Origin of the sequence: Pseudomonas massiliensis (assembly GCF_000826105.1) — a bacterium.
Taxonomy (GTDB): domain Bacteria; phylum Pseudomonadota; class Gammaproteobacteria; order Pseudomonadales; family Pseudomonadaceae; genus Aquipseudomonas; species Aquipseudomonas massiliensis.
In genome coordinates, this window is the sequence record NZ_CCYK01000005.1 from 564,172 (window position 1) to 587,836 (window position 23,665).

Below are 23,665 nucleotides of genomic sequence, written 5' to 3' on the forward strand. Positions count from 1 at the left end.
CGCCTTTTTCCATGCCGATTCGGCATGGGCTAGCCGGTTATGGCATTAGACGGTGAGTAGCCATATCTGAATAGTTCGCTCCTTTTGCTGGCAGAAGTCTTACCCTAGGCCAGCGCCCCCATCGGTATGTCAGTCGACATGGCCTCGATGAACCTGACAAGAAGAGTTGATAATGACAAAGCCAAAACTCAGCCTGGCGTGGCAAATTCTCATTGGCTTGGTGCTCGGTATCGCCCTAGGCGCCACCCTGAACCATTTCAGCGCCGAAAAGGCCTGGTGGATCAGTAACGTACTGCAACCTGCGGGTGACATCTTTATCCGGTTGATCAAGATGATCGTCATCCCTATTGTCATTTCTTCGCTGATCGTCGGTATCGCGGGTGTGGGCGATGCCAAAAAGCTCGGCCGCATTGGCTTGAAAACCATCATCTATTTTGAGGTTGTCACTACCATTGCGATCCTGGTCGGCCTGGTACTGGCGAATCTGGTTCATCCCGGCAGTGGTATCGACATGAGTACCCTGGGAACGGTGGACATCTCCCAGTACCAGAAAACCACGGCCGAAGTGCAACATGACCACGCTCTGGTGGCCACCCTCTTGAATCTGATTCCCTCGAACATCTTCGCGGCAGTGGTGCGTGGTGAAATGCTGCCGATCATTTTCTTCTCAGTGATCTTCGGGCTCGGACTTTCCAGCCTTGCGCCGGAAACTCGGGAGCCGCTGGTACGTACCTTCCAGGGCATCTCTGAAACCATGTTCCGCGTGACGCACATGATCATGAACTACGCCCCTATCGGCGTATTCGCCTTGATCGCCGTGACCGTGGCCAACTTCGGCTTCGCCTCGTTGCTGCCACTGGCCAAGCTGGTCGTGCTGGTATACGTCGCCATCCTGTTCTTCGCCCTGGGCGTGCTGGGGCTGATTGCCCGACTGTTCGGTTTTTCCGTGCTCAAGCTCATTCGCATCTTCAAGGATGAGCTGATCCTGGCGTACTCCACCGCCAGTTCGGAAACCGTGCTGCCTCGCGTCATCGAAAAGATGGAGGCCTACGGCGCGCCGAAAGCCATCAGCAGTTTCGTAGTGCCTACCGGCTACTCCTTCAACCTGGATGGCTCTACCCTGTATCAAAGCATCGCGGCGCTGTTCATCGCGCAGCTGTACGGGATCGACATGAGCATCGGCCAGCAGATCCTGCTGGTGCTGACCTTGATGGTCACCTCCAAAGGAATTGCAGGCGTGCCGGGGGTATCCTTCGTGGTATTGCTGGCGACGCTGGGCAGTGTCGGCATCCCATTGGAAGGCCTGGCCTTCATCGCTGGGGTGGATCGCATCATGGACATGGCCCGCACAGCCCTGAACGTAATCGGCAATGCCTTGGCAGTGTTGGTGATTTCCCGTTGGGAGGGCATGTACGATGACGCCAAGGGCGCCCGCTATTGGAGCTCCCTGCCCCATTGGCGCAGCCGGGAGGCAGCGCTGACCTCGGCCCGGCGTAGCGAGCCCTGAGCCTGCCACAGCCTGGCCGGGCCCATAGCCTGCTCGCTCGCGGCCGACTATCATGCCCCCTTCGCTGAAGGGGGTATGCAATGCTCAACGGCCTATGGCTCGGCTTTTTCCTGGTAGCGGCGGTAGCTGCGCTGGCGCAATGGCTGGTGGCAGGCAACGCCGCGGTATTCGCCAGCATGGTGGAGGCCATCTTCGCCATGGCCAAGCTGTCGGTCGATGTGATGGTGCTACTGTTCGGCACCCTCACCCTCTGGCTGGGTTTTCTCAAGATCGCTGAAAAAGCCGGTATCGTCGATGCCCTGGCTCGCCTGCTCGGTCCGCTGTTCGCGCGGCTGATGCCTGAAGTGCCGCGCGGGCACCCTGCCCTTGGCCTGATCACCATGAACTTCGCGGCCAACGCCCTTGGCCTGGACAATGCCGCCACCCCCATCGGCCTGAAGGCGATGCGTGCGCTGCAGGAGCTGAACCCCCGCCCCGGTGAGGCCAGCAATGCGCAGATCCTTTTCCTGGTACTCAACGCCTCATCATTGACCCTGCTGCCGGTCACCATTTTCATGTACCGCGCCCAGCAAGGCGCCCCGGACCCCACCATGGTGTTCCTGCCTATCCTGCTGGCCACCAGCGGCTCCACCCTGGCCGGGTTGCTGTCAGTCGCGCTGATGCAGCGCCTGCGCCTCTGGGACCCTGTAGTGCTGGCTTATCTGTTGCCAGGGGCATTGATACTGGGGAGCTTCATGGCATTCCTCGCCGGCCTGTCAGCCACGGCCGTGGCCAGCCTGTCCTCCCTGCTGGGCAACCTGACGCTGTTTGGCCTAATCATTGCCTTCGTCACGGTCGCGGCCTTGCGTCGGGTCGCTGTCTATGAAGCTTTCGTGGAGGGTGCCAAAGAAGGCTTCGACGTGGCCAAGGGCTTGCTGCCTTACCTGGTGGCGATGCTGGTGGCCGTTGGCGTGTTGCGTGCCTCGGGTGCCCTGGACCTGGCGCTTGAGGGAATCCGCCAGGGGGTACAGTGGCTGGGCCTGGATACCCGTTTCGTCGACGCGTTGCCCACGGCGTTGGTCAAGCCCTTCTCGGGCAGCGCGGCCCGGGCGATGCTGATCGAAACCATGCAGGCCAAGGGAGTCGACAGCTTCCCGGCGCTGGTGGCGGCCACTATCCAGGGCAGCACGGAAACGACCTTCTACGTACTGGCCGTCTACTTTGGCGCTGTAGGCATCCAGCGAGCGCGCCATGCAGTGGGCTGTGCCCTGTTCGCCGAACTGGCGGGTGTAGTCTGCGCCATTGCCGTGTGCTACTGGTTCTTTGCCTGACCGGCCGCGCTTTCATTGGTAATGGTGAAGCGCAGCGCGCCTATGATCTGGCCGTCTTCGGTTTCCACGCGTACCTTCCAGCGGCCGCTGGGGTCGGCCGGGAAGTTCTGCTTGCGCGTCCAGGCGCGGTAACCTTCCTTGCGCCCTCCATGGATATCTAGGGCGATGCGATCGACCTCGTTTCCGTCGAACTCCCAGACATGGAAGATGCGTTCTTCCAGTCCGCGCGGCGCATTGATCGCGGTGTAGGCATACACGCCGTTGCGTGCCTGGCCAACGGTCAGGGTATCCAGGCTCTGCCCCGGGGTGCGGTTCTGGTTGTCCAGGCTGAGGGTTACCGCATCTTCGGTCATCCATAGGGTTGCCGGCGGAACCCAGGTACGTAGCAGCCAGCCGGCGGCACCGATGCCCAAGGTAAGGGCCACCAGCCCCAGTGCCCGGCGCCAGTGGTGCAAGGGCACGCTGGTGGCGAGGCTGGGAAACGAGAGCAGCATTGCCACGCCAAGGGCGATCTTGAAGGTTTCGGCGGTGGTCAGGTGCAGAATGATCGGCATCGCCGTAAGCAAGGCGGCGAACAAGGTGAAGGTATGCATGGCCAGGAACAGCCAGCGCCTCGGCGCGACCCAGCGGTAGTACAGCGGGTCTGTGATCGATACCAGGCCGGCCAGTGCGAGCAGGCCGGTGAATACCAACTGGCCACTGTTCCAGGTGGTGGTCACGAAGAAGAACGGCAACACGAAGAACAGGCTTTCCTGGTGGATCATCTGCGTGGCGTAGCGCAGCAGCGGCTGTGGTATTTCGCGTTTGAAGAACCGACTGAACAGGCGGTTGAAGCTGTTTTCCAGCATCAGCCATACCCAGCTGACCAATAGCAGGATGGCGATCGGGCTCGCCAGCTTCGCTTGGCGGTCCACCAGCACGAAGCTGCCGATGCCCGAGCAGAAGCCGAAGGCGGCGACAATGCCGGGGTAACGCTTGATCAGTTCGATGATTCTGGTGACGAAAGGAGGCAATGACTTCATGAGCGGGGCACAGGCGGGACGTGACGCAAGCATAGCGAGTTCATCAGCGCCGCGCTCGCTTGGCGGCAGGGCGCCCGTGACGAACCAGGGCGATGCCAGCCCCAACGATCAGAAGAAGCCCAAGCACTGCCGCCGCCGTGAGTAGCAAGGTCAGGGTGGCGTAGCTGAACAAGGGTTTTTCGATCCGCAGGTAGCCAGGGTCCGCCAGCATCTTGCGCAACGCTTCGTTAGCCTGGGCGAGGCTGACCTGGCGCAAGGCGCGGGCCGGGTCGGCGAAGCGGCCATCTTCATAATCAGCCAGGGCGCCCCAGTAATAGTCCGCCAGGCCACTGTTGCCCTGGGTCGCCCAAGCCAGGTGAGCAATGGCGGCGGCCTTGAGGCGCGCGAAGGTGGCGCTGTCCAGGCCGTTGTGCTTGAGCTTATCGAGCATGTCGGCCAGGGCAGCCTTGGCATGATCCACATCGTCGCGGTCCAGGTCCGCGTTGAGGCTCATCAGCGTGGTATCACCGAACGGCTCGTTCTGGCTACCGGGGCCATAGGATAGCCCGAGTTCCAGGCGCAGCTTCTGATACAGAGCCCAATCCAGGTACCCTTGCAGTAGGTCCCATACGCCGGCTGGCAAGGTGTCGTCGTCCGGCTCGATGAAATACCAGTGAAGCTTGGCGGTATCCCCGGCCCAACCCTGGGTCAGGATACGCTCTCGGGCGGCCGGTCGTCGTTCCAGGGTAAGGGCCGGGTGTTCGCTGGGCAGTACCGAAGCCAACTCCCCATAGGTTCGGTCCAGGTAGGCGGGCAGCAGCTTGTCCAGTTCGCCGACCACGATCAGGGTCATGTTGTTGGGCGCATACCATTGCGCGCGTACCTGGCGAACCTGATCGAGGGTCAGGCCCGCCGCCGAGGCGCGGTCGGCACAGCGCAGGCCCATTTCGATGGCCAGCTGGTTGCTGGCGTCCTTGCCAAGGTCCTGATGGTCCAGCCAGCGTTGCAGGTGGGAATAATGCCCGCCGTCTTCGCGCTCGACGATGCGCCTGGCGGTTTCCAGGCGCGCTTCAGTAAGCTCGGTGCGGGTTACCGCGCTCAGCAGCAGGTCCAGTACCTTGCGTTGGTTGCGCGCCGGCGCTTCGACCACGAAGGTGGTGTCCGTTTCGCTGGTAAACGCATTCCACTCACCGCCCAGGGCCTGCATGCGCTCCTCCAGGCCGCCTTCGCCGGAATCGTCGACGCCGCTGAAAAGCAGATGCTCCAACAGGTGGGGCAGCTCTTGGTGTGCACAATCGAAGTCGCTGAAACCTACGCCTACCACCAATCTAATAGCTACATGCCCTCGTTCCGTCCCCGGTTTGAGCAATACCTGCAGGCCATTGGGCAGCAGGTAGCCCTCGACCTGGAGACGGTCCAGAGCGACTGCGGGCAAGCACAGCAAGAGCAGGCAAGCGAACAACGTACAGCGCATCGAGGCTTCCTTGCGGCAGCGGAAAAGCAGAGTAGTCGGCGTTGCCGACCTTGCTAGAGACTGCGCAGCCGCTGGGCCGTTCACAGCGGCTGCGTTGGCAACACTTCCTCGTCGGCAAGCAAAGCACCTGTATCACCGGTGCCCAGAACGGCGTAGGCGCTGCCGCAGAACAGCGAATTGAGACGCTTCATGTCCGCGATCAGCTCCAGGTGCAGTGAACTGGTTTCCAGGCTCTGCACTACCTTGTGTTGCAGGCGGCTGACGTGAGCATGGGTAAAGCGCCGCTCCTGGGCACGGAAACGACGTTTTTCCCGCAGCAACTGACGAGCGCTCGCTTCGTCCCGGCTCAGGAACACGTTCAGGCCCAGACGCAGGTTGCTCGACAATTGGGCATGCAAACTGGTGAGTTCTTCCAGGCCTACGTCTGAAAACGAGCGCCTCTGTGAGGTCTTCTGCTGCTGGACCTTGCGCAGCATGCGCTCGATAAGGTCGCTGGCCAGGTTGAGGTTGACCGCCAGTTCAATGATTTCCGCCCAGCGCTGGCTGTCCTGGTGAGAGAGGTCTTCCCGAGGCATCTGGGCCAGATACAGCTTGATGGCGCTGGACAAGGCTTCAGCCTCGTCACTTAAGGTGCGTACCTCCTGGGTTACCGCTGTCTGTGCGCCGCGCAGGACATTGAGCATCGCGCCCATGAGGCTATCGATGAGGTCGCCCAGGCGCAGGGTTTCGCGTACGGCATTGGCCAGGGCCAGGCTCGGGGTATCCAGCGCGGTGGGGTCAAGATGACGAGGCGTGGCCCGCCCGCCGGTATCAGGCCGCCCTGGCAGCAGGGTTTCGCACAGGCGCGCCATGAGGGTGGTGGTCGGCAACAGGACCAGGCAACGTACGCTGTTGTAGAGCACGTGGAAGCCGATCACCATGCTTTGCGGGTCCAGGGCCAGGTTGTCCATCCAGGCGACCAGCGGGCCGAGCAACGGAATGATCACCAACAGGCCCACCAGCTTGTACAGCAAGCTCCCCAAGGCGACCTGACGCCCTGGCGTGTTCTGCATGTTGGTGGAAATGAATGCCAGCAGGCCACTGCCGATATTGGCCCCGATCACCAGGCCCACCGCTACCGGCAGGCTGATCACTCCAGCTTCGGCCAGGGTGGCGGTCAGCAGCACGGCCGCCAGGCTGGAATAGGACACCATGGCGAAGAGCGCGCCCACGAGAGCATCGAGCAAGATGTCACCGGTCAGCGAGCCGAACAGTACCTGCACGCCCTTGGCCTGGGTGATGGGTGTGGCCGCCTCCACGATCAGCTGCAGTGCGAGGATGATCAGCCCCAGGCCGATGCCGACTCGGCCCAATTGCCCGAGCCGGGTCTGCTTGCGCGAAAGGAAGAACACCACACCCAGGAAGATGAACAGTGGTGACAGCCAGGACAGGTCGAACGTGAGCACTCGGGACATGACCGCGGTGCCCACGTCGGCACCCAGCATGATGGCCAGGGCGGGAGTGAGGCTCATCAGGCCTTGGCCAACGAACGAGGTGGTCAGCATGGCGGTGGCATTGCTGCTCTGCACCACGGCGGTAACCAGGATGCCCGCTACAAAGGCCAGTGGCCGCCTGGCGATGTTCTGGCCTAACAGGCGTCTCAGGGCCGTGCCATAGACACGCAGGATGCCGGTGCGCACGATGTGAGTGCCCCACACCAGCAAGGCGACTGCTGAGAGAAGGTCGAGCAGGGTGAGCATGTATGGCGACCTCCCTGGTTACGCCCCGGTACTCACACCCAGGGCCTGTGCCAGAGGTGAGCATGGCACAGGCCAACTTGAAACAAAACGGTAACATTTGCCTGGCGACGGCCTTTGGGGCTTTGGCCGCGCCAGGCGCTGGTCATTCCGCCTGCTTTCGCTTTTTCGCCATGCTGGTACGCATCTTGATATTCACCGCTTCCACTGCCAGGGAGAACGCCATGGCGAAGTACACATAGCCCTTGGGCACGTGCACATCGAAGGCTTCGCCGATCAGTACAGTGCCGACTACCAGAAGGAAAGACAGGGCCAGCATCTTCAGGGAAGGGTGAAGATCGATGAAGCGACTGATGGTGCCCGAGGCCAGCATCATCACCAGCACGGCCACGATGATGGCTGCGATCATCACTGGAACATGGGACACCATGCCCACGGCCGTGATCACCGAGTCCAGGGAGAACACGATGTCGATGATGGCGATCTGAATAATGGTGTAGAGGAAATTCCCGCCCTTGCCGGAAGGCTCGTCACTGCCTTCTTCCTCGCCCTCCATGCCATGGTAGATCTCCTGCGCGCTCTTCCATAGCAGGAACAGGCCGCCGAAGAACAGGATCAGGTCACGCCCGGAAATACCCTGGCCGAAGATCACGAACAAATCCGTGGTCAGGCGCATTACCCAGGTAATGGAAAGCAGCAGCATGATCCGGGTGACCATGGCCAGGGCCAGGCCGAACAGGCGAGTACGGGCCTGCATATGCTTGGGCATCCGGCTGACCAGGATCGAGATCATGATGATGTTGTCGATGCCCAGCACGATTTCCAGCGCCGTCAGGGTGAAAAAGGCAACCCAGAGTTCCGGGCTGGTCAACCATTCCATTTAACGATTCCTTTGCAAGCAGGCGCGCCCGTGGCGCGCGCGTATGACGAATGAGGTTTAGAGGCTTCCGGCCAGCGGAAAGATCCCCATGGCCAGGGCGGCGAACATTATGCACAGGCATACCACCACTGCCCACTTCAGGGTGAAGCGCTGATGGTCGCCGAACTCGATGCCGGCCAGGGCCACGAGCAAGTAGGTGGAGGGCACCAATGGGCTCAGCAGGTGCACCGGCTGGCCCACGATGGAGGCGCGGGCCATCTCCACTGGGGAGATACCATAATGCGCCGCCGCTTCGGCCAACACTGGCAATACGCCGTAGTAGAACGCGTCGTTGGACATGAAGAAGGTGAAAGGCATGCTGACCAAGGCAGTGATCACTGCCAGGTAGGGGCCAAGGGCGTCGGGAATCACCCCCAGCAGGCTCTTGGACATGGCGTCTACCATGCCGGTGCCGGACAGGATGCCGGTAAAGATGCCAGCGGCGAAAATCAACCCTACCACCGCCAGTACGCTGCCAGCGTGGGCGGCGACGCGGTCTTTCTGGGCCTGCAGACACGGGTAGTTGACGATCATGGCGATGCTGAAGGCGACCATGAAGAGCACTGGCAGCGGCAGCAGGCCGTTGACCAGCGCCACCATCAAGGCCGCGGTCAGCGCGCCGTTGAACCAGATCAGCCTGGGCCGCCGAGCCTCGGGGAACTGGGAAACGCTGATTTCGCTGGAGGGCAGCTCGTCACCTGGCAAATGCAGTTCGCCCAGGCGCGCGCGTTCGCGCTTGCCGTACCACCAGGCGATGGCCAGGATGCCCAGTACCCCGGCGACCATGGCCGGGATCATCGGTACGAAGATATCGGAGGGATCCACATGCAGAGCGCTGGCGGCGCGCGCCGTGGGGCCGCCCCAAGGTGTCATGTTCATCACGCCGCCGGCCAGGATGATCAGCCCGGCCATGATACGCGGGCTCATGCCCAGGCGACTGTACAACGGCAGCATGGCCGCGCAGCAGATCATGTAGGTAGTGGCGCCGTCGCCGTCCAGTGATACCACCAAGGCAAGCACCGCGGTGCCTACCGACACTTTCAGCGGGTCGCCCTTGACCAGCTTGAGGATCTTGCGTACCGCCGGGTCGAACAGCCCGGAGTCGATCATCAAGGCGAAGTACAGGATGGCGAACATCAGCATGACACCCGTGGGCGCCAGCTTGCTGATGCCTTCGAGCATCATGGGGCCGATCTTGCTGGCGAAGCCGCCGAACAATGCGAACAGGATGGGAATGATGATCAGGGCGATCAGGGCGGATAGTCGTTTGGTCATGATCAGGAACATGAACGTCACGACCATGGCGAAGCCAAGGAAGGTGAGCATAACGCGTCTCTTGTTGTTGTCTTATAGAGTGACGGGCGCGAGCGAGCGCGACCTGTTGACGCAGATGCTAAGCATCCTGGCTTTCGCCTAGCTTTCAGTGACGCTGCTTGAAACAAATGGCCTGGCCCTGAGCAGTGAACAGGCCATGGTTGCCGTCGAATTCACCTGCTGGCCGGGTTCATTCAAGGAGCTCAGGGCAGTACAAGCCCGCCCGCGGCCTTATGCAGTTCACGCAGATGCTCGCCGATGGCTTTGAGATTGGCCTCGCTGGCGGCGATGGCCTCGGCGCGCTCAGGCGTCAGCAGGGCGCGCACTTCCTTGTCCAGGTCCCCGCTCAGAGACTGTAGTTGTCGCTGCCGTTCGCTAGATACCTGTTTCAGGCGCTGCCATTCCGCTTCCTGGGGCAGGCCATAGCCATCGCTGCCCAGAAGCTCGGCCGGGCGGCTCAGGAACCCGCTGTTGGCAAGAATGGCCTGCAAGGTTTGATTAGCGTTCGCCACGCTGTGGTCACCTTGGTCGCGGGCGCCCAGGTAACGCTGTTTCACTTCTTCCTGTGCCAGCAGCAATTGCCGCCGATAGCCGGCCTGCTCCAGCAGCAGCAAGGCGGCGCTGGTGCGCAGGTCGGCGCGGTCGAACCAGACGCGCCTGCTGGCTGCTGGCTGTTCAAGCCAGGCTTCTACCGTGGCTTGGGGGATAGGCAGTTGCTGCCTGAGGACGCTGAACATCGCCTGGTAGCGATCGCGGAAAGAATCGAAGAAGTAACCGCGCCGCAGCGCCTCGCGTTTGTCGTCCAGTACGCTGGCATCCGCCAGGCCGCGACCTTCCAGCACTTTGAGCAAGCCGTTGGGGACAATGCTGTCCAGGCCCTGCAGGCGGGGGTCCCGAGTGCCGGCGCGGAGTAATTTCAGGGTTTCTACCGCACAGTTGTTGGAAAGGAAGTAGTAATTGCCATCGTAGCTCCAATGCATCTGCGCCGCGTGCCTGACGAGTGCTTCGATCTCGCTTCGGCTGAGCTTGAGTGGTACCGAGGCAAGGCTGCGCAGCTCGGTCTTGGTGTATTCATCGATCACCTGGGCCAACGGAAGAACGAACAGGCGCGACGGATACGCACCATTGAGGCCTCCCCAGGTGGATAGCTGTACGTCATCGACGAATGCCCGGTAGGACAGCACCAGGCTGTATTCCAGGTCCAGGCGGCAATCCGGCCCGCGAGGGCGGCCCGGAGCACAGATCACCAGACGCAGCATGCTGTGGCCCCACCGGCTCACCCAGTTCTGGTTGGCCTCCGCCAGCAGGTAGTCGACCTCGTAGACCCGTTCCGGGTCGATCATGCCCAGGGGCTCGCGACCGAAATCACTACCCGCGTTGAGAAAGGGCAGGCTTGCCGGACATTGAGCGTTTTTGGCCGGAGCCCATGCGAAATGATTTCGCAGATAAGCGTACAGCTCCGGGCGCCGACAGGGGTAGGTAGGGTCCAGCAGAAAATATTCCATGTTGACCGCAAGGAATTCCTTGGGGCTGCTGGTTTCGTACAGGTCGGGGCTGCGCGCGACCTGGCGGTTGGTCTGTTCCCGGGCACCGCGTCGGCCTACGGCCTGGGGCCATCCCGCCAAGTCCAACAAGCGCGGGTCGTCGCTGAGCGTGAAGCGCCTCGCTGTCTGGCCTCTGCATGCGTCGGTCAGGCCTATATCTCCCAGGCTCGCTTCCTGTTGACGACAGCGGGCAATCAGGCTGCGCTCGCTTTTCGGCCAGAGGCGGGCACGGTCATACAGATGGGTCAGTTCATGCAGGACAGTGGCCAGCAATTCGACACGCACCGTGCCATGGGGGCGTCCGGTCTGTTGGATAGCCGCACTGCCATCGACCAGACTGGGCAGCAGCTTACGATTGAGTTCGAGCGAAGATACCAGAGAGGCTTGGCCGTAGGCCTGCGCAGGCATCTGGTCGGTCCAGCGAACAGTGATATCGCGATCCAGGGCTTGCACGAAGCGGGGAGGCAAGGCCGCGTAGGCCTCGTCCAGCAACGCCTGGGTGGCGCGGCTTTCAGCGGGCGTCAGGCCGGCTGTGTCCAGCGTGAGCTTGAGATCGGCCATGGCCGATAAGCTGAACAGGGCAAGGCCGCCGGCGAGCAGCCAGGCGGCCAAGGCTCTCACAGTGCAAGAATGGCTTCAGCGAGGGCCTGGTCACTGGCGTTGCGAGCCTCGGGCAACTGCGCCCGCAAGGTGACGAACGCGGATTCCAGCTGGGCACCACGGATTTCTCCCTGGCTGGCCACATAGCTGGCGGCATCATCCTTGGCTTGTAGTACGACCTTGGCGTCGCGAATGGACGTAGTGGTGTCCGAGGTGAAATCGATCGAGCGCCCGAACGCGCGGACAATGATGTTACTGGTTTGTTGCAACGTATGAGCCTGCGCCACGTCGGCCAGGGCGACCAGCCCCAAGGTGGCGGCGATCAACAACTTGTGCATCAGTATCTCCGGGTAAAGCGGGGGGCGGAAGGGTAACCTATTGGACGAGAATCGCCTGGGCCAGTTCAAGGTCGCTGGCGTTCAGGCCAGGCGTTGTCTGCCGCAGCGCCTCAAGTGCTGCTTCCAGCCTGGCGCCACGCATCTGGCCATCACTGGCGACAAACGCTGCGGCATCATCAAGGGCATCGACGATCACCTTCTTGTCAAAAGGCGCGGTCGTCACCTGGCTGGTGACGTAGCCACTGACGACCACCCCTTGGGTGCTGGTGTCGAACGCGTAGGCCGTGCTCCAAGACAAAAAGGCGAGAAGCAAAGTCAGGTAGCGCATGAGTCTCTGAGATGGCATCGAGCGAAGCGGCAAGGCTAACCCAAGCGAGGGTATGGGGGCTAGACCACGTGGGGCTGCGCCCGGCATTTCATAACCTGATCACCCTGCAATGATTGCCTCTGCCCACTGCGTATCCGTCGCCTGCACCTGAGGTAACTGCTCGCGCAAGAAGGCCAGCGCGCTTTCCAGACGTACGCCTCGAATCGCTCCGTCGCTCGCGACGAAGCTGGCGGCATCATCGCGTGCCTGTTGCACGAGCTTGTTGTCGCGCAATGAGGAAGACAGATCGGACGTGGTGTCAGTCGTTGCATCGATTGCCCGCACGAGCGCGTCAGTGGTCACAACGAAACTGGAAGCTTGGGTGACGCTAGCGACAGACACAGTGGTCAAGGCTGCAAGAAAAACCAAGGTTTTGATGGACCGCATGCATGGCTCTCCAGAAGGCAGCCAGGGATAAGCGGCTGCGAGCCGTGTATTAGAGCGCTTTTTAAGAAGAGGTTCCAGACCGGTACAGTTTTTAAAAATTCTTTCTAGATTGAAATTGTAAAGTTTCTAGGTAACAAAAAACCCGCCGAGGCGGGTTTTGTATGCCAGAGCACTTAGCGCCAGAACGGCTTGCTCAGCTCTTTGTAGCGCTGTGCTTCGCTGATGCCGGCATCGGCCAGCAGACGGGCATCCAGGCGAGCCAGCTGATGGCGACTAGCGAGTCGACGCTGCCACAGGCTCAGGTTAGCGAGGATTCGCAACGGCAGCGAAGCGGTGGTAGAGCGGTTAACATCGTTGAAGCGCAGGTCGGAACTCAGGGTACGTTCCATGGTGAACATCCTTCCGCTTGTGGCGGGATTCAAGTGTGATCTGAAGATGGACAAATGATGCGCCTGCGCGATGAAAAATCATATGTACAGTTGAATAACAAGACAGCTATTCAGTTATCTGTTTAGGGCGACTGTACTGCCTGTCCTGGTGCATACTGTACTGCAATGACCCATTTTGGTGCATTTCGGGTAGTAAACGCAGCGGGTCCGTCTGAAATACAGCTCTCATGGGGCAGTACAGTAGAACAGTTTAAGGCTCCTGATTGTATAGAGGTAGCGAGAGTCGGCCCGGTGGGTTCAGCCGACGTGATCAGATCGGTAACATCCGGCCGGTTTCTTCCGCATTGATATGCCAGCCAAGCGCTTCACGAAGGATATGCGGCGTGTGCCCTCCATTGGCACAAGCGGCATGGAAATAACTCTCCAAGGCCTGACGGAAGCTGGGGTGAACACAGTTATCGATGATTGCCCGGGCACGCTCCCTTGGGGCCAGGCCGCGCAGGTCAGCCAAGCCTTGTTCAGTCACCAGGATATCCACATCGTGCTCGGTATGGTCCACGTGACTGACCATGGGCACGACGCTCGAGAGCGCGCCTTCCTTGGCTATGGATTTGGTAACGAAAATGGCCAGGTGCGCGTTACGAGCGAAATCTCCAGAACCGCCGATGCCATTCATCATGCGGGTTCCGGCTACGTGCGTGGAGTTCACATTGCCATAGATGTCGAATTCCAGCGCAGTGTTGATGCCGATAATGCCCAGGCGGCGGATCACTTCAGGGTGGTTGGAAATTTCCTGAGGGCGCAAGACCAGCCGGGATTTGTACCGCTCCAGATCGTTGAATACCTGCTCATGGCGGCGGGCGGACAAGGTGATCGAACTGCCCGAGGCGAAGCTGAGCTTGCCGGCGTCGAACAGGTCGAAGGTCGAATCCTGCAGCACTTCCGAATACATGGTCAGCTCATGGAAGGGAGAGTCGAGCAACCCATGCATGACGGCGTTGGCGATAGTGCCGATGCCTGCCTGCAAGGGCATCAGCTTGTGGGTAAGGCGGCCTTGCTCCACTTCCCGGCAGAAAAAGCTCACCAGATGGTCGGCGATCGCCTTGGTGTCCACGTCAGGGGGCAATACCGTGGAATTCGAATCAGGCTGGTTGCTGATGACGATGGCTGCGATTTTCGCCGGATCGAGGGGGATGGCGGTTTGACCTATACGACTGTCGCAGGCTACGACAGGGATAGGCGTCCGGGTAGGGCGGTAGGTCGGGATATAAATATCATGCAAGCCTTCGAGCGCCATGGGTTGGGCCAGGTTGATCTCCACGATCACCTGACGGGCAAGGATGGCGAAGCTGGCTGAGTTGCCTACCGAAGTGGTGGGCACGATATGCCCTTGTTCGGTGATGGCCACGGCTTCGATCACCGCCAGGTCGACCGGTTTGATCTGCAGGTTGCGCAACTGCTCGACCGTTTCGGACAAGTGCTGATCGATGAACATTACCTTGCCGTCATTGATGGCCTTGCGCAGGGTGCTGTCTACCTGGAAGGGCATGCGGCGGGCAAGTACCCCGGCGTCGGTAAGCTGTTTATCCAGATCGTTGCCAAGGCTGGCCCCGGTCATCAAGGTGATCTGCAGAGGGTCGAGCCGAGCCCGATCCGCCAACGCTTGAGGTACGGCCTTGGCCTCGCCGGCGCGGGTGAAGCCGCTCATGCCCACAGTCATGCCATTCTCGATCAGGGCGGCGGCTTGGGCAGCAGGCATTACCTTGTCGTGAAGGGAGGGCAAGCGAATACGGTCGGGGTACATGGCAGGTCTCACGCGCGGGATTCAGGTTGCGAAGTCTATGCAACCTGAGCCTGGCATGGCCTTCGACAAAGGTCGAAGGAACCGCTCTGGAAGAGGCTTTCCAGCGTAAAACACTATTGCGCGAAAGGTAACGATGCCGGTCCGGAAACGTACCCGGACCGGAGTGCAAGTGGTCACTCCACCGCCTTGACCATGTCTTCGATCACCTTCTTCGCGTCACCGAAGACCATCATGGTTTTGTCCATATAGAAGAGTTCGTTGTCCAGCCCGGCGTAGCCGCTGGCCATGGACCGTTTGTTGACAATGACAGTGCGAGCCTTGAACGCTTCAAGGATAGGCATGCCAGCGATCGGCGACTTGGGGTCGTTCTTGGCGGCCGGGTTGACCACGTCGTTCGCGCCCAGCACCAGCACCACATCGGCCTGGCCGAACTCGGAGTTGATGTCTTCCATTTCGAAAACCTGGTCGTAAGGTACCTCGGCTTCGGCCAGAAGGACGTTCATATGCCCAGGCATGCGGCCCGCGACAGGGTGGATCGCATATTTCACCGTTACGCCTTTATGGGTGAGTTTTTCGGTCAGTTCCTTCAGCGCGTGTTGGGCCCGCGCCACGGCCAGACCATAACCCGGCACGATGATCACGCTATCGGCATTGCCAAGAAGGAAGCTGGCGTCGTCAGCCGAGCCCGATTTGACCGGGCGCGCTTCCTGATGGCCGGCGCTGGCCGCTTCCGCCGCGCCGCCGAAGCCGCCGAGGATAACGTTGAAGAAGGACCGGTTCATGGCCTTGCACATGATGTAGGAAAGGATCGCGCCGGAAGACCCGACCAAAGAGCCTGCGATGATGAGCATGGCGTTGTTCAGGGAAAAGCCGATGCCAGCGGCAGCCCAGCCTGAATAGCTGTTGAGCATGGAAACCACTACCGGCATGTCGGCGCCACCGATAGGGATGATGATCAGCACGCCCATGACAAACGCCAACGCCAGCATCAACGCGAATGCGGTGTGGTTACCCGTGAAGGTAAAGGCCAGGCCCAGTGCCACCGTGAGTAGGCCAAGCAACAGGTTGAGCTTGTGCTGGCCGGTGAACTGTACAGGCGCGCCCTGAAACAGGCGGAACTTGTATTTCCCGGAAAGCTTGCCGAAAGCGATCACCGAGCCGGAAAAGGTAATTGCGCCTATGGCCGCGCCCAGGAACAACTCGAGGCGGTTGCCGGTAGGGATAGGGTCGCCCAGCTGAGCGACTATACCGAGCGATTGCGGCTCGACCACCGCGGCGATGGCGATGAATACCGCCGCCAGGCCGATCATGCTGTGCATGAAAGCGACCAGCTCGGGCATCTTGGTCATTTCAACCCGGCGCGCCATGATCGCTCCGGCGCTGCCACCCAACAGCAGGCCAAGCAGCACATAGCCCAGCCCCAGAGGGGCGAGCTCCGTCCCCAGCTTGAAGATGAGTACGACCGTGGTCAACACGGCCAGGCCCATGCCCAGCATTCCAAAGAGGTTGCCCCGACGGGACGTGGTCGGGTGGGACAGGCCTTTCAATGCCTGGATAAAGCAGACCGAGGCAACCAGGTAAAGCAGGGTGATCAGGTTCATGCTCATCAGCTGTCGGCTCCAGGCTTGGCTTTCTTCTTGAACATTTCCAGCATGCGTCGCGTGACCAGGAAGCCGCCGAACACATTGACCGCCGCCAGCGCTACCGCTGCGGTGCCCATGAATTTACCCAAAGGTGTGACAGTAAGGGCGGCCGCTAGCATGGCGCCGACAATGACAATGGCAGAGATGGCGTTGGTAACGGCCATCAAAGGGGTGTGAAGTGCGGGCGTAACGTTCCAGACCACGTGATAGCCCACGTAGATGGCCAGCACGAAGATGATCAGGTTGTAGATACCGTGGGAAATCAGCAGATCGTCCATCTATATAACCCTCAAGGCTGCTTGCGCAGCAGTTGGCCATCGCGGCACATCAGGCATGCCGCGACTATGTCGTCTTCCAGGTTCAGCTCCAAGGTGCCTTCCTTGGTCAAAACGAGCTTGAGAAAATCGAGCACGTTGCGGGCATAGAGGGCCGAGGCGTCCGCCGGCACCTGCGCCGCCAGGTTGGTAGGGCCAACGATGGTGACGCCATGCGCAGTCACGGCCTGGTCGGCGACGGTCAGCGGGCAATTGCCGCCTTGTGCGGCGGCCAGGTCCACCACCACCGCGCCGGGCTTCATCTGGGCAACGGTTTCCGCGCTGAGCAGGGTTGGCGCCTTGCGGCCAGGTATCAGCGCGGTGGTGATGACAATGTCGGCCTGCTTGGCGCGCTCGTGCACCGCCTGGGCCTGGCGCTGCATCCAGCTGGCAGGCATGGGCCGCGCGTAGCCTCCCACCCCTTGGGCGCATTCGCGTTCTTCATCCGTTTCGTAGGGCACATCGATGAATTTGGCCCCTAGCGATTCGATCTGCTCCTTCACTGCAGGACGCACATCGGAAGCTTCGATCACCGCGCCTAGGCGCTTGGCGGTGGCTATGGCTTGAAGTCCCGCGACGCCTGCGCCCAGTACCAGTACACGGGCGGCCTTTACCGTACCGGCCGCGGTCATGAGCATAGGCATGAAGCGAGGGTAGTAATGGGTGGCCAGCAGTATTGCTTTATAGCCCGCGATGTTGGCCTGGGAGGAAAGCACATCCAGGCTTTGGGCTCGTGAGGTGCGCGGTGCTGCCTCCAGAGCGAAGCCCGTCACGCCGCGTTCGGCCAGGCGTGCCAACCCGTCATTATCGAACGGGTTGAGCATGCCGATCACCACCGTGCCGCGGGCCAGGCTGTTCAGCTCGTCCGCGCTAGGTGGCAGTACCTTGAGCACTATTTCCGCGCCGAAGGCCTGCGTGGCTGTCCCCATCATGGCGCCGGCTGCTTCATAGGCTGCGTCAGGCAGGCTGGCCTTGATGCCGGCCCCGGCTTCGACGACCACGCTATGTCCTGAGGACACCAGCTTCTTCACGGTTTCTGGAGTAGCCGCTACCCGGGTCTCGCCGAGGTGGGTTTCAAGTGGAACGCCTATGCGCACAATGTTTCTCCTGATTGAAACTCGCTGTTCGAATCCCATTTTCAAAGCAAGACGGATCGCCCTGAGTTAACAAGGTAAGGCGTTCTTTATTGCTTGAGCGCATTCTGCATAGGCGAGGCGGCGACGGCAACCGTTAATATCCAGGCAACAGGCTAGGTGCTTGTTTATAAACGCGAAGTCGTGTTTTTAAAATGATCAGACAAGCATTAAAAGATGCGCAAAGGAGACGGCACTTCGGGCTGCAAGCCTTGTGATACGGGCGGTCTAGGGTTGACTGGATAGTCTCTTCCTGGCTTGTTCGTCAGCAATGGAAGAAAAGAAAGTTATAGCTGCCATGCGTATCTTTCATTCGAGAAGAAGTTATAGCAGCTAGTCTTTTAGGGAATACGAATGGGCACTTTCCAATAACCAGTCCCTGAATGCTTTCAGCGATCGGGACTCAACTTTCCTTTCCGGGATCACAAGGTAATAGGCGCGGGTGTCGGAGAAGGCATGAGGATGTGCGACTACCAACTCTCCCCGGTTGAGTTCCTGCTCAATCAAGAAAGGGGGAATCAAGGCCACTCCCATCTGGTGAATGGCGGCTTGAGCCAGCATGGAGAACAGTTCGTAACGTGGCCCCGTCATATCTCGACCAATCTGCAGCCCGAGCGAGCTGAACCAGTGTCGCCACGCATACGGCCGGGTGGTCTGCTGTAATAGAGGCAATTCAGCCAGCCTGCCAGGCTCGGCCAGGGGTAAGCCCTGAATAAGCGCGGGGCTGCATACCGGCACCGATTGTTCACCCATCAGGCGGTAGGCTCGGGTGCCAGGCCATTCGCCGTCGCCGAAATAGACGGCGGCATCGTAGGGGGTATCGGCGAACAGGAAAGGACGAGTGCGGTTGGTCAGATTGACAGTGACTTGGGGGTGAAGCGCCTGGAATGCCTTGAGCCTGGGAAGCAGCCAACGGGTACCAAAGGTAGGGACCACGGCGAGCTCCAGAGATACAGCGCCCTGATGCCCCATGACCGATAGCGTGTCCCGCTCCACGGCGTCAAGCTGAGCGGCAACTTGGCGGCTGTAGGAAAGGCCAGCTTCGGTCAATTTCACACCCCGCCTCGAACGACGGAAAAGCTCCACATTCAGGAAGCCTTCCAAAGCAGCGATCTGTCGACAGACCGCGCCTTGGGTCAAAGACAATTCACCAGCGGCCTTAGTGAAGCTTTCATGCCGGGCGGCGGCTTCGAAACAAACCAGAGCGGCTGTGCTAGGGATCTTTCTGCGCATGACTCATGACCAGCTCTTGTAATCAGGCCTTTTTGCGCGTTTTGAAGTGAGAAATCAACACAACCCTTTGCATAAACCTCGTTTGAGTCCGCTAGCTATCGCATCTAGGCTTGGTTGACTGTCATCGATTTCAAGGACCCAGGCCATGGCCACCAAAGCGAGCTTCAACTGGATCGATCCTTTGCTCCTGGACCAGCAGCTTTCCGAGGAAGAGCGCATGGTCCGCGATAGCGCGGCGCACTTCGCCAGCGCTCAATTGACTCCAAGGGTATTGGAGGCCTTCCGCAATGAACGCACCGATCCGGCGATTTTCCGCGAGATGGGGGACATGGGCCTGCTGGGTGCCACGATTCCAGAAGTCTATGGAGGCAGCGGCCTGAATTACGTCTGCTATGGGCTGATCGCGCGGGAAGTGGAAAGGGTCGACTCCGGGTACCGTTCCATGATGAGTGTGCAGTCGTCACTGGTCATGGTGCCCATCAACGAATTCGGTACCGAAGCGCAAAAGCAGAAGTACTTGCCCAAGCTCGCCAGCGGCCAATGGATCGGCTGCTTTGGCCTCACCGAGCCTGACCATGGCTCCGACCCGGGTTCAATGGCGACCCGGGCCAAGCAGGTAGAGGGAGGATATCGGCTGAGCGGCAGCAAGATGTGGATCACCAACAGCCCGATCGCCGATGTGTTCGTTGTATGGGCCAAGGATGACGCTGGCGATATTCGTGGCTTTATCCTGGAAAAGGGCTGGGCAGGCCTGAGCGCGCCTGCAATCCATGGAAAGGTGGGCCTGCGAGCCTCAATCACAGGCGAGATCGTCATGGATAATGTATTCGTTCCCGAGGAAAACGCTTTCCCTGATGTACGAGGGCTCAAGGGCCCCTTCACTTGCCTGAACTCGGCCCGCTATGGCATTTCCTGGGGTGCCCTCGGGGCGGCTGAGTATTGCTGGCACACTGCGCGTCAATACACCCTTGACCGCCAGCAGTTTGGCCGTCCGCTGGCGGCCAACCAGCTGGTTCAGAAAAAGCTGGCAGACATGCAGACTGAGATTACCCTTGCGTTGCAAGGTTGTCTGCGCCTGGGACGGATGAAGGACGAGGGCACGGCCGCGGTGGAAATCACGTCCATCATGAAGCGCAATTCCTGCGGCAAGGCGCTGGACATCGCGCGCATGGCGCGCGACATGCTGGGGGGCAACGGTATCTCGGACGAATTCGGCGTGGCGCGCCATCTGGTGAACCTGGAAGTGGTCAACACCTATGAAGGCACCCATGATGTCCATGCCTTGATCCTGGGCCGCGCGCAAACTGGCATCCAGGCCTTCTATTGAGGAGCGGCCCATGGGAGCCTTATCGCACCTCAGGGTCCTGGACCTTTCTCGAGTATTGGCCGGACCTTGGGCTGGCCAGATATTGGGCGACCTAGGGGCGGAGGTCATCAAGGTCGAGCGCCCCGGCACAGGCGATGATACACGGGCGTGGGGGCCGCCCTATCTGAAGGATGCGGCTGGCCTGAGCACTGGCGAGGCAGCCTATTATCTGGCAGCCAATCGCAACAAGGCCTCGGTGACCATCGATTTCACCCACCCCGATGGCCAGCAATTGGTCCGCCAACTGGCGGAGCGTTCGGACATCCTTCTTGAGAACTTCAAGGTGGGAGGCCTGGAGGCGTACGGCCTGGACTATGAGAGCCTGAAGGCAATCAACCCCAGGCTTATCTACTGCTCTATCACCGGATTCGGGCAAACCGGCCCGTATGCCAAGCGGGCCGGGTACGACTTCATGATCCAGGGCCTGGGCGGGCTTATGAGCCTGACTGGCCGGGCTGCAGGCGAAGCTGGAGAGGGGCCGGTGAAAGTTGGCGTGGCCGTTACCGACATTCTGACCGGGCTGTATGCCACAGTAGGGGTGCTTGCTGCGTTGGCCGAGCGTGAGCGCAGCGGGCAAGGGCAATATATAGATACGGCCTTGCTGGATGTTCAGGTGGCCTGCCTTGCCAACCAGGCCATGAATTACCTTACCACCGGGGTGGCGCCACGCCGGTTGGGCAATGCCCACCCCAATATCGTGCCCTACCAGGATTTTCCCACCGCCGATGGCGACATCATTCTTACGGTGGGCAATGATCAACAGTTCCGCAAATTCGCCAAGGTAGCTGGGTGTGAGCCCTGGGCAGATGACCCTCGCTTCGCCACGAACGCGGCCCGGGTGGCGAACCGGGCGACGTTGATACCAGCGATACGGCAGGTCACCGTCTTCCGTACTACCCAAGAGTGGGTGCGGGCACTGGAGGAAGCAGGAGTACCCTGCGGGCCGATCAATGACTTGTCTGAAGTATTTTCCGACCCTCAGGCACTGGCACGCGGGCTGGCGGTGGACATGCATCACCCGCTTGCCGGTTCTCTCAAGCAGGTTGCCAGCCCGTTGAGGCTATCGCGTACGCCGGTGAGCTATCGACGGCCGCCGCCTTTATTGGGCGAGCATACGGCGGCAGTGCTTTCCGAAACCCTTGGGCTTGGAGCGGAGCGCCTGGCAGAATTGGCGGCGGCCAAGGTGATTTGAACTTATCCAAAATAAGTGTTGACGGCCTTTCGAAACCCCTTATAATGCGCCCCACTTCCAGCGACAACGGAACGGCAAACTCCTTGAGAATCAACGAGTTAGCGGTTAAGGTAAGCAGGAAGTGGCTTCGGTCTCCGGATCGGATGCGGTGAAAAAGGTGGTTGACAGCAGGTTGTAGTGCTGTAGAATTCGCCTCCCGCTTCGAGAGGTAAGTGAAGCGGTCAAGTGTTTGAAGTTGAACGAGAAATTCTGAAAACTTCCGAAATAAACGCTTGACACGATGTAAGGTTAGCGTAGAATGCGCGCCTCGGTTGAAGCGAACGGCTCAACCAACCGCTCTTTAACAAATGAATCAAGCAATTCGTGTGGGTGCTTGTGAGTTGGACTGATTGTCACAATGATTATCAGCATCACAAATACTCAGACGAGAATTCGAATGAGTGGCTTCCTTCGGGAAGCATTGCGATTGCTGAGCCAAGTTTAGGGTTTTCTCAAAACCCAAGCAGTATTGAACTGAAGAGTTTGATCATGGCTCAGATTGAACGCTGGCGGCAGGCCTAACACATGCAAGTCGAGCGGATGAAGGGAGCTTGCTCCCTGATTCAGCGGCGGACGGGTGAGTAATGCCTAGGAATCTGCCTATTAGTGGGGGACAACGTTTCGAAAGGAACGCTAATACCGCATACGTCCTACGGGAGAAAGCAGGGGACCTTCGGGCCTTGCGCTAATAGATGAGCCTAGGTCGGATTAGCTAGTTGGTGAGGTAATGGCTCACCAAGGCGACGATCCGTAACTGGTCTGAGAGGATGATCAGTCACACTGGAACTGAGACACGGTCCAGACTCCTACGGGAGGCAGCAGTGGGGAATATTGGACAATGGGCGAAAGCCTGATCCAGCCATGCCGCGTGTGTGAAGAAGGTCTTCGGATTGTAAAGCACTTTAAGTTGGGAGGAAGGGTCGTTGCCTAATACGTGACGGTTTTGACGTTACCGACAGAATAAGCACCGGCTAACTCTGTGCCAGCAGCCGCGGTAATACAGAGGGTGCAAGCGTTAATCGGAATTACTGGGCGTAAAGCGCGCGTAGGTGGTTTGTTAAGTTGGATGTGAAATCCCCGGGCTCAACCTGGGAACTGCATCCAAAACTGGCAAGCTAGAGTACGGTAGAGGGTGGTGGAATTTCCTGTGTAGCGGTGAAATGCGTAGATATAGGAAGGAACATCAGTGGCGAAGGCGACCACCTGGACTGATACTGACACTGAGGTGCGAAAGCGTGGGGAGCAAACAGGATTAGATACCCTGGTAGTCCACGCCGTAAACGATGTCAACTAGCCGTTGGGATCCTTGAGATCTTAGTGGCGCAGCTAACGCATTAAGTTGACCGCCTGGGGAGTACGGCCGCAAGGTTAAAACTCAAATGAATTGACGGGGGCCCGCACAAGCGGTGGAGCATGTGGTTTAATTCGAAGCAACGCGAAGAACCTTACCAGGCCTTGACATCCAGTGAACTTTCCAGAGATGGATTGGTGCCTTCGGGAACACTGAGACAGGTGCTGCATGGCTGTCGTCAGCTCGTGTCGTGAGATGTTGGGTTAAGTCCCGTAACGAGCGCAACCCTTGTCCTTAGTTACCAGCACGTTAAGGTGGGCACTCTAAGGAGACTGCCGGTGACAAACCGGAGGAAGGTGGGGATGACGTCAAGTCATCATGGCCCTTACGGCCTGGGCTACACACGTGCTACAATGGTCGGTACAGAGGGTTGCCAAGCCGCGAGGTGGAGCTAATCTCACAAAACCGATCGTAGTCCGGATCGCAGTCTGCAACTCGACTGCGTGAAGTCGGAATCGCTAGTAATCGCGAATCAGAACGTCGCGGTGAATACGTTCCCGGGCCTTGTACACACCGCCCGTCACACCATGGGAGTGGGTTGCACCAGAAGTAGCTAGTCTAACCTTCGGGAGGACGGTTACCACGGTGTGATTCATGACTGGGGTGAAGTCGTAACAAGGTAGCCGTAGGGGAACCTGCGGCTGGATCACCTCCTTAATCGACGACACAGCCGCCCATAAGCTCCCACACGAATTGCTTGATTC

The 23,665-nt window shown here is 59.8% G+C and carries 19 protein-coding genes and 1 rRNA gene; 5 read left to right on the top strand and 15 right to left on the bottom strand.

Annotation, left to right across the window (positions count from 1 at the left end; genetic code table 11):
• Positions 1–172: 172 nt before the first annotated feature.
• Both gltP and BN1188_RS06095 read left to right on the top strand, forming a co-directional pair.
• Positions 173–1,507, top strand: coding sequence for a glutamate/aspartate:proton symporter GltP (gltP, locus tag BN1188_RS06090; RefSeq protein WP_040260493.1), 1,335 nt, complete (start codon positions 173–175; stop codon positions 1,505–1,507).
• A gap of 80 nt (positions 1,508–1,587) precedes the next feature.
• Positions 1,588–2,817: a nucleoside recognition domain-containing protein gene (locus BN1188_RS06095; RefSeq protein ID WP_040260494.1), complete on the top strand. Its 1,230-nt coding sequence runs from the start codon at positions 1,588–1,590 to the stop codon at positions 2,815–2,817.
• Here BN1188_RS06095 and BN1188_RS06100 read toward each other — a convergent pair.
• From BN1188_RS06100 to BN1188_RS06170, 15 genes are all read right to left on the bottom strand, one after another.
• Positions 2,799–3,839 carry a DUF5924 family protein gene (locus BN1188_RS06100; RefSeq protein ID WP_040260495.1) on the bottom strand — a complete coding sequence of 347 codons (1,041 nt, stop codon included), beginning with the start codon at positions 3,837–3,839 and terminating at the stop codon, positions 2,799–2,801. The genes BN1188_RS06095 and BN1188_RS06100 overlap by 19 nt on opposite strands.
• Positions 3,840–3,882: 43 nt before the next feature.
• Entirely contained in the window at positions 3,883–5,292 is a 1,410-nt protein-coding gene (locus BN1188_RS06105) for a M16 family metallopeptidase (RefSeq protein WP_040260496.1), read from the bottom strand.
• Between the two features lie 80 nt (positions 5,293–5,372).
• On the bottom strand, positions 5,373–7,031 hold the full coding sequence (locus BN1188_RS06110; RefSeq protein WP_040260497.1) for a Na/Pi cotransporter family protein: 1,659 nt from the start codon (positions 7,029–7,031) through the stop codon (positions 5,373–5,375).
• 142 nt (positions 7,032–7,173) lie between these two features.
• Positions 7,174–7,908 carry a TerC family protein gene (locus tag BN1188_RS06115; RefSeq protein WP_040260498.1) on the bottom strand — a complete coding sequence of 245 codons (735 nt, stop codon included), beginning with the start codon at positions 7,906–7,908 and terminating at the stop codon, positions 7,174–7,176.
• Between the two features lie 57 nt (positions 7,909–7,965).
• Positions 7,966–9,273: a CitMHS family transporter gene (locus BN1188_RS06120; protein ID WP_040260499.1), complete on the bottom strand. Its 1,308-nt coding sequence runs from the start codon at positions 9,271–9,273 to the stop codon at positions 7,966–7,968.
• A 191-nt stretch (positions 9,274–9,464) separates the two neighbouring features.
• Entirely contained in the window at positions 9,465–11,426 is a 1,962-nt protein-coding gene (locus tag BN1188_RS06125) for a DUF7844 domain-containing protein (protein ID WP_040260501.1), read from the bottom strand.
• A complete protein-coding gene (locus BN1188_RS06130) occupies positions 11,423–11,743 on the bottom strand; it encodes a DUF2388 domain-containing protein (RefSeq protein ID WP_040260502.1) in 321 nt (106 codons plus the stop codon). Before BN1188_RS06130 ends, BN1188_RS06125 begins: the two co-directional genes overlap by 4 nt.
• A gap of 37 nt (positions 11,744–11,780) precedes the next feature.
• Entirely contained in the window at positions 11,781–12,071 is a 291-nt protein-coding gene (locus BN1188_RS06135; protein WP_040260503.1) for a DUF2388 domain-containing protein, read from the bottom strand.
• Between the two features lie 99 nt (positions 12,072–12,170).
• The gene (locus BN1188_RS06140) at positions 12,171–12,497 is read right to left on the bottom strand and encodes a DUF2388 domain-containing protein (protein WP_040260504.1); all 327 of its coding nucleotides are present in this window, start codon (positions 12,495–12,497) and stop codon (positions 12,171–12,173) included.
• A 173-nt stretch (positions 12,498–12,670) separates the two neighbouring features.
• Entirely contained in the window at positions 12,671–12,886 is a 216-nt protein-coding gene (locus BN1188_RS06145) for a DUF1127 domain-containing protein (RefSeq protein ID WP_040260505.1), read from the bottom strand.
• 310 nt (positions 12,887–13,196) lie between these two features.
• Entirely contained in the window at positions 13,197–14,690 is a 1,494-nt protein-coding gene (locus BN1188_RS06150; protein WP_040260506.1) for an acetyl-CoA hydrolase/transferase family protein, read from the bottom strand.
• 173 nt (positions 14,691–14,863) lie between these two features.
• On the bottom strand, positions 14,864–16,297 hold the full coding sequence (locus tag BN1188_RS06155) for an NAD(P)(+) transhydrogenase (Re/Si-specific) subunit beta (protein WP_040260507.1): 1,434 nt from the start codon (positions 16,295–16,297) through the stop codon (positions 14,864–14,866).
• The gene (locus BN1188_RS06160) at positions 16,297–16,611 is read right to left on the bottom strand and encodes an NAD(P) transhydrogenase subunit alpha part 2 (protein WP_040260508.1); all 315 of its coding nucleotides are present in this window, start codon (positions 16,609–16,611) and stop codon (positions 16,297–16,299) included. Before BN1188_RS06160 ends, BN1188_RS06155 begins: the two co-directional genes overlap by 1 nt.
• Before the next feature lie 11 nt (positions 16,612–16,622).
• Complete coding sequence (locus BN1188_RS06165; RefSeq protein WP_040260509.1) at positions 16,623–17,744, bottom strand: Re/Si-specific NAD(P)(+) transhydrogenase subunit alpha; 1,122 nt, start codon at positions 17,742–17,744, stop codon at positions 16,623–16,625.
• Between the two features lie 369 nt (positions 17,745–18,113).
• The gene (locus BN1188_RS06170) at positions 18,114–19,013 is read right to left on the bottom strand and encodes a LysR family transcriptional regulator (RefSeq protein WP_040260510.1); all 900 of its coding nucleotides are present in this window, start codon (positions 19,011–19,013) and stop codon (positions 18,114–18,116) included.
• Between the two features lie 145 nt (positions 19,014–19,158).
• On the opposite strand from BN1188_RS06170, the gene BN1188_RS06175 reads away from it, so the two are divergent.
• The 3 genes from BN1188_RS06175 (at position 19,159) to BN1188_RS06185 (ending at position 23,618) form a co-directional block, all read left to right on the top strand.
• Positions 19,159–20,340, top strand: coding sequence for an acyl-CoA dehydrogenase (locus tag BN1188_RS06175; protein WP_040260511.1), 1,182 nt, complete (start codon positions 19,159–19,161; stop codon positions 20,338–20,340).
• A gap of 10 nt (positions 20,341–20,350) precedes the next feature.
• Positions 20,351–21,571, top strand: a complete 1,221-nt coding sequence (locus BN1188_RS06180) for a CaiB/BaiF CoA transferase family protein (RefSeq protein WP_040260512.1) — start codon at positions 20,351–20,353, stop codon at positions 21,569–21,571.
• 510 nt (positions 21,572–22,081) lie between these two features.
• Positions 22,082–23,618: ribosomal RNA gene (locus tag BN1188_RS06185) — 16S ribosomal RNA — on the top strand.
• Positions 23,619–23,665 lie beyond the last annotated feature (47 nt).

Excerpts from the sequence above, each read along its gene's own strand:
- gltP (WP_040260493.1), top strand. The coding sequence starts at position 173 with ATGACAAAGCCAAAACTCAGCCTGGCGTGGCAAATTCTCATTGGCTTG.
- BN1188_RS06095 (WP_040260494.1), top strand. The coding sequence starts at position 1,588 with ATGCTCAACGGCCTATGGCTCGGCTTTTTCCTGGTAGCGGCGGTAGCT.
- BN1188_RS06100 (WP_040260495.1), bottom strand. The coding sequence starts at position 3,839 with ATGAAGTCATTGCCTCCTTTCGTCACCAGAATCATCGAACTGATCAAG.
- BN1188_RS06105 (WP_040260496.1), bottom strand. The coding sequence starts at position 5,292 with ATGCGCTGTACGTTGTTCGCTTGCCTGCTCTTGCTGTGCTTGCCCGCA.
- BN1188_RS06110 (WP_040260497.1), bottom strand. The coding sequence starts at position 7,031 with ATGCTCACCCTGCTCGACCTTCTCTCAGCAGTCGCCTTGCTGGTGTGG.
- BN1188_RS06115 (WP_040260498.1), bottom strand. The coding sequence starts at position 7,908 with ATGGAATGGTTGACCAGCCCGGAACTCTGGGTTGCCTTTTTCACCCTG.
- BN1188_RS06120 (WP_040260499.1), bottom strand. The coding sequence starts at position 9,273 with ATGCTCACCTTCCTTGGCTTCGCCATGGTCGTGACGTTCATGTTCCTG.
- BN1188_RS06130 (WP_040260502.1), bottom strand. The coding sequence starts at position 11,743 with ATGCACAAGTTGTTGATCGCCGCCACCTTGGGGCTGGTCGCCCTGGCC.
- BN1188_RS06135 (WP_040260503.1), bottom strand. The coding sequence starts at position 12,071 with ATGCGCTACCTGACTTTGCTTCTCGCCTTTTTGTCTTGGAGCACGGCC.
- BN1188_RS06140 (WP_040260504.1), bottom strand. The coding sequence starts at position 12,497 with ATGCGGTCCATCAAAACCTTGGTTTTTCTTGCAGCCTTGACCACTGTG.
- BN1188_RS06145 (WP_040260505.1), bottom strand. The coding sequence starts at position 12,886 with ATGGAACGTACCCTGAGTTCCGACCTGCGCTTCAACGATGTTAACCGC.
- BN1188_RS06150 (WP_040260506.1), bottom strand. The coding sequence starts at position 14,690 with ATGTACCCCGACCGTATTCGCTTGCCCTCCCTTCACGACAAGGTAATG.
- BN1188_RS06155 (WP_040260507.1), bottom strand. The coding sequence starts at position 16,297 with ATGAGCATGAACCTGATCACCCTGCTTTACCTGGTTGCCTCGGTCTGC.
- BN1188_RS06160 (WP_040260508.1), bottom strand. The coding sequence starts at position 16,611 with ATGGACGATCTGCTGATTTCCCACGGTATCTACAACCTGATCATCTTC.
- BN1188_RS06170 (WP_040260510.1), bottom strand. The coding sequence starts at position 19,013 with ATGCGCAGAAAGATCCCTAGCACAGCCGCTCTGGTTTGTTTCGAAGCC.
- BN1188_RS06175 (WP_040260511.1), top strand. The coding sequence starts at position 19,159 with ATGGCCACCAAAGCGAGCTTCAACTGGATCGATCCTTTGCTCCTGGAC.
- BN1188_RS06180 (WP_040260512.1), top strand. The coding sequence starts at position 20,351 with ATGGGAGCCTTATCGCACCTCAGGGTCCTGGACCTTTCTCGAGTATTG.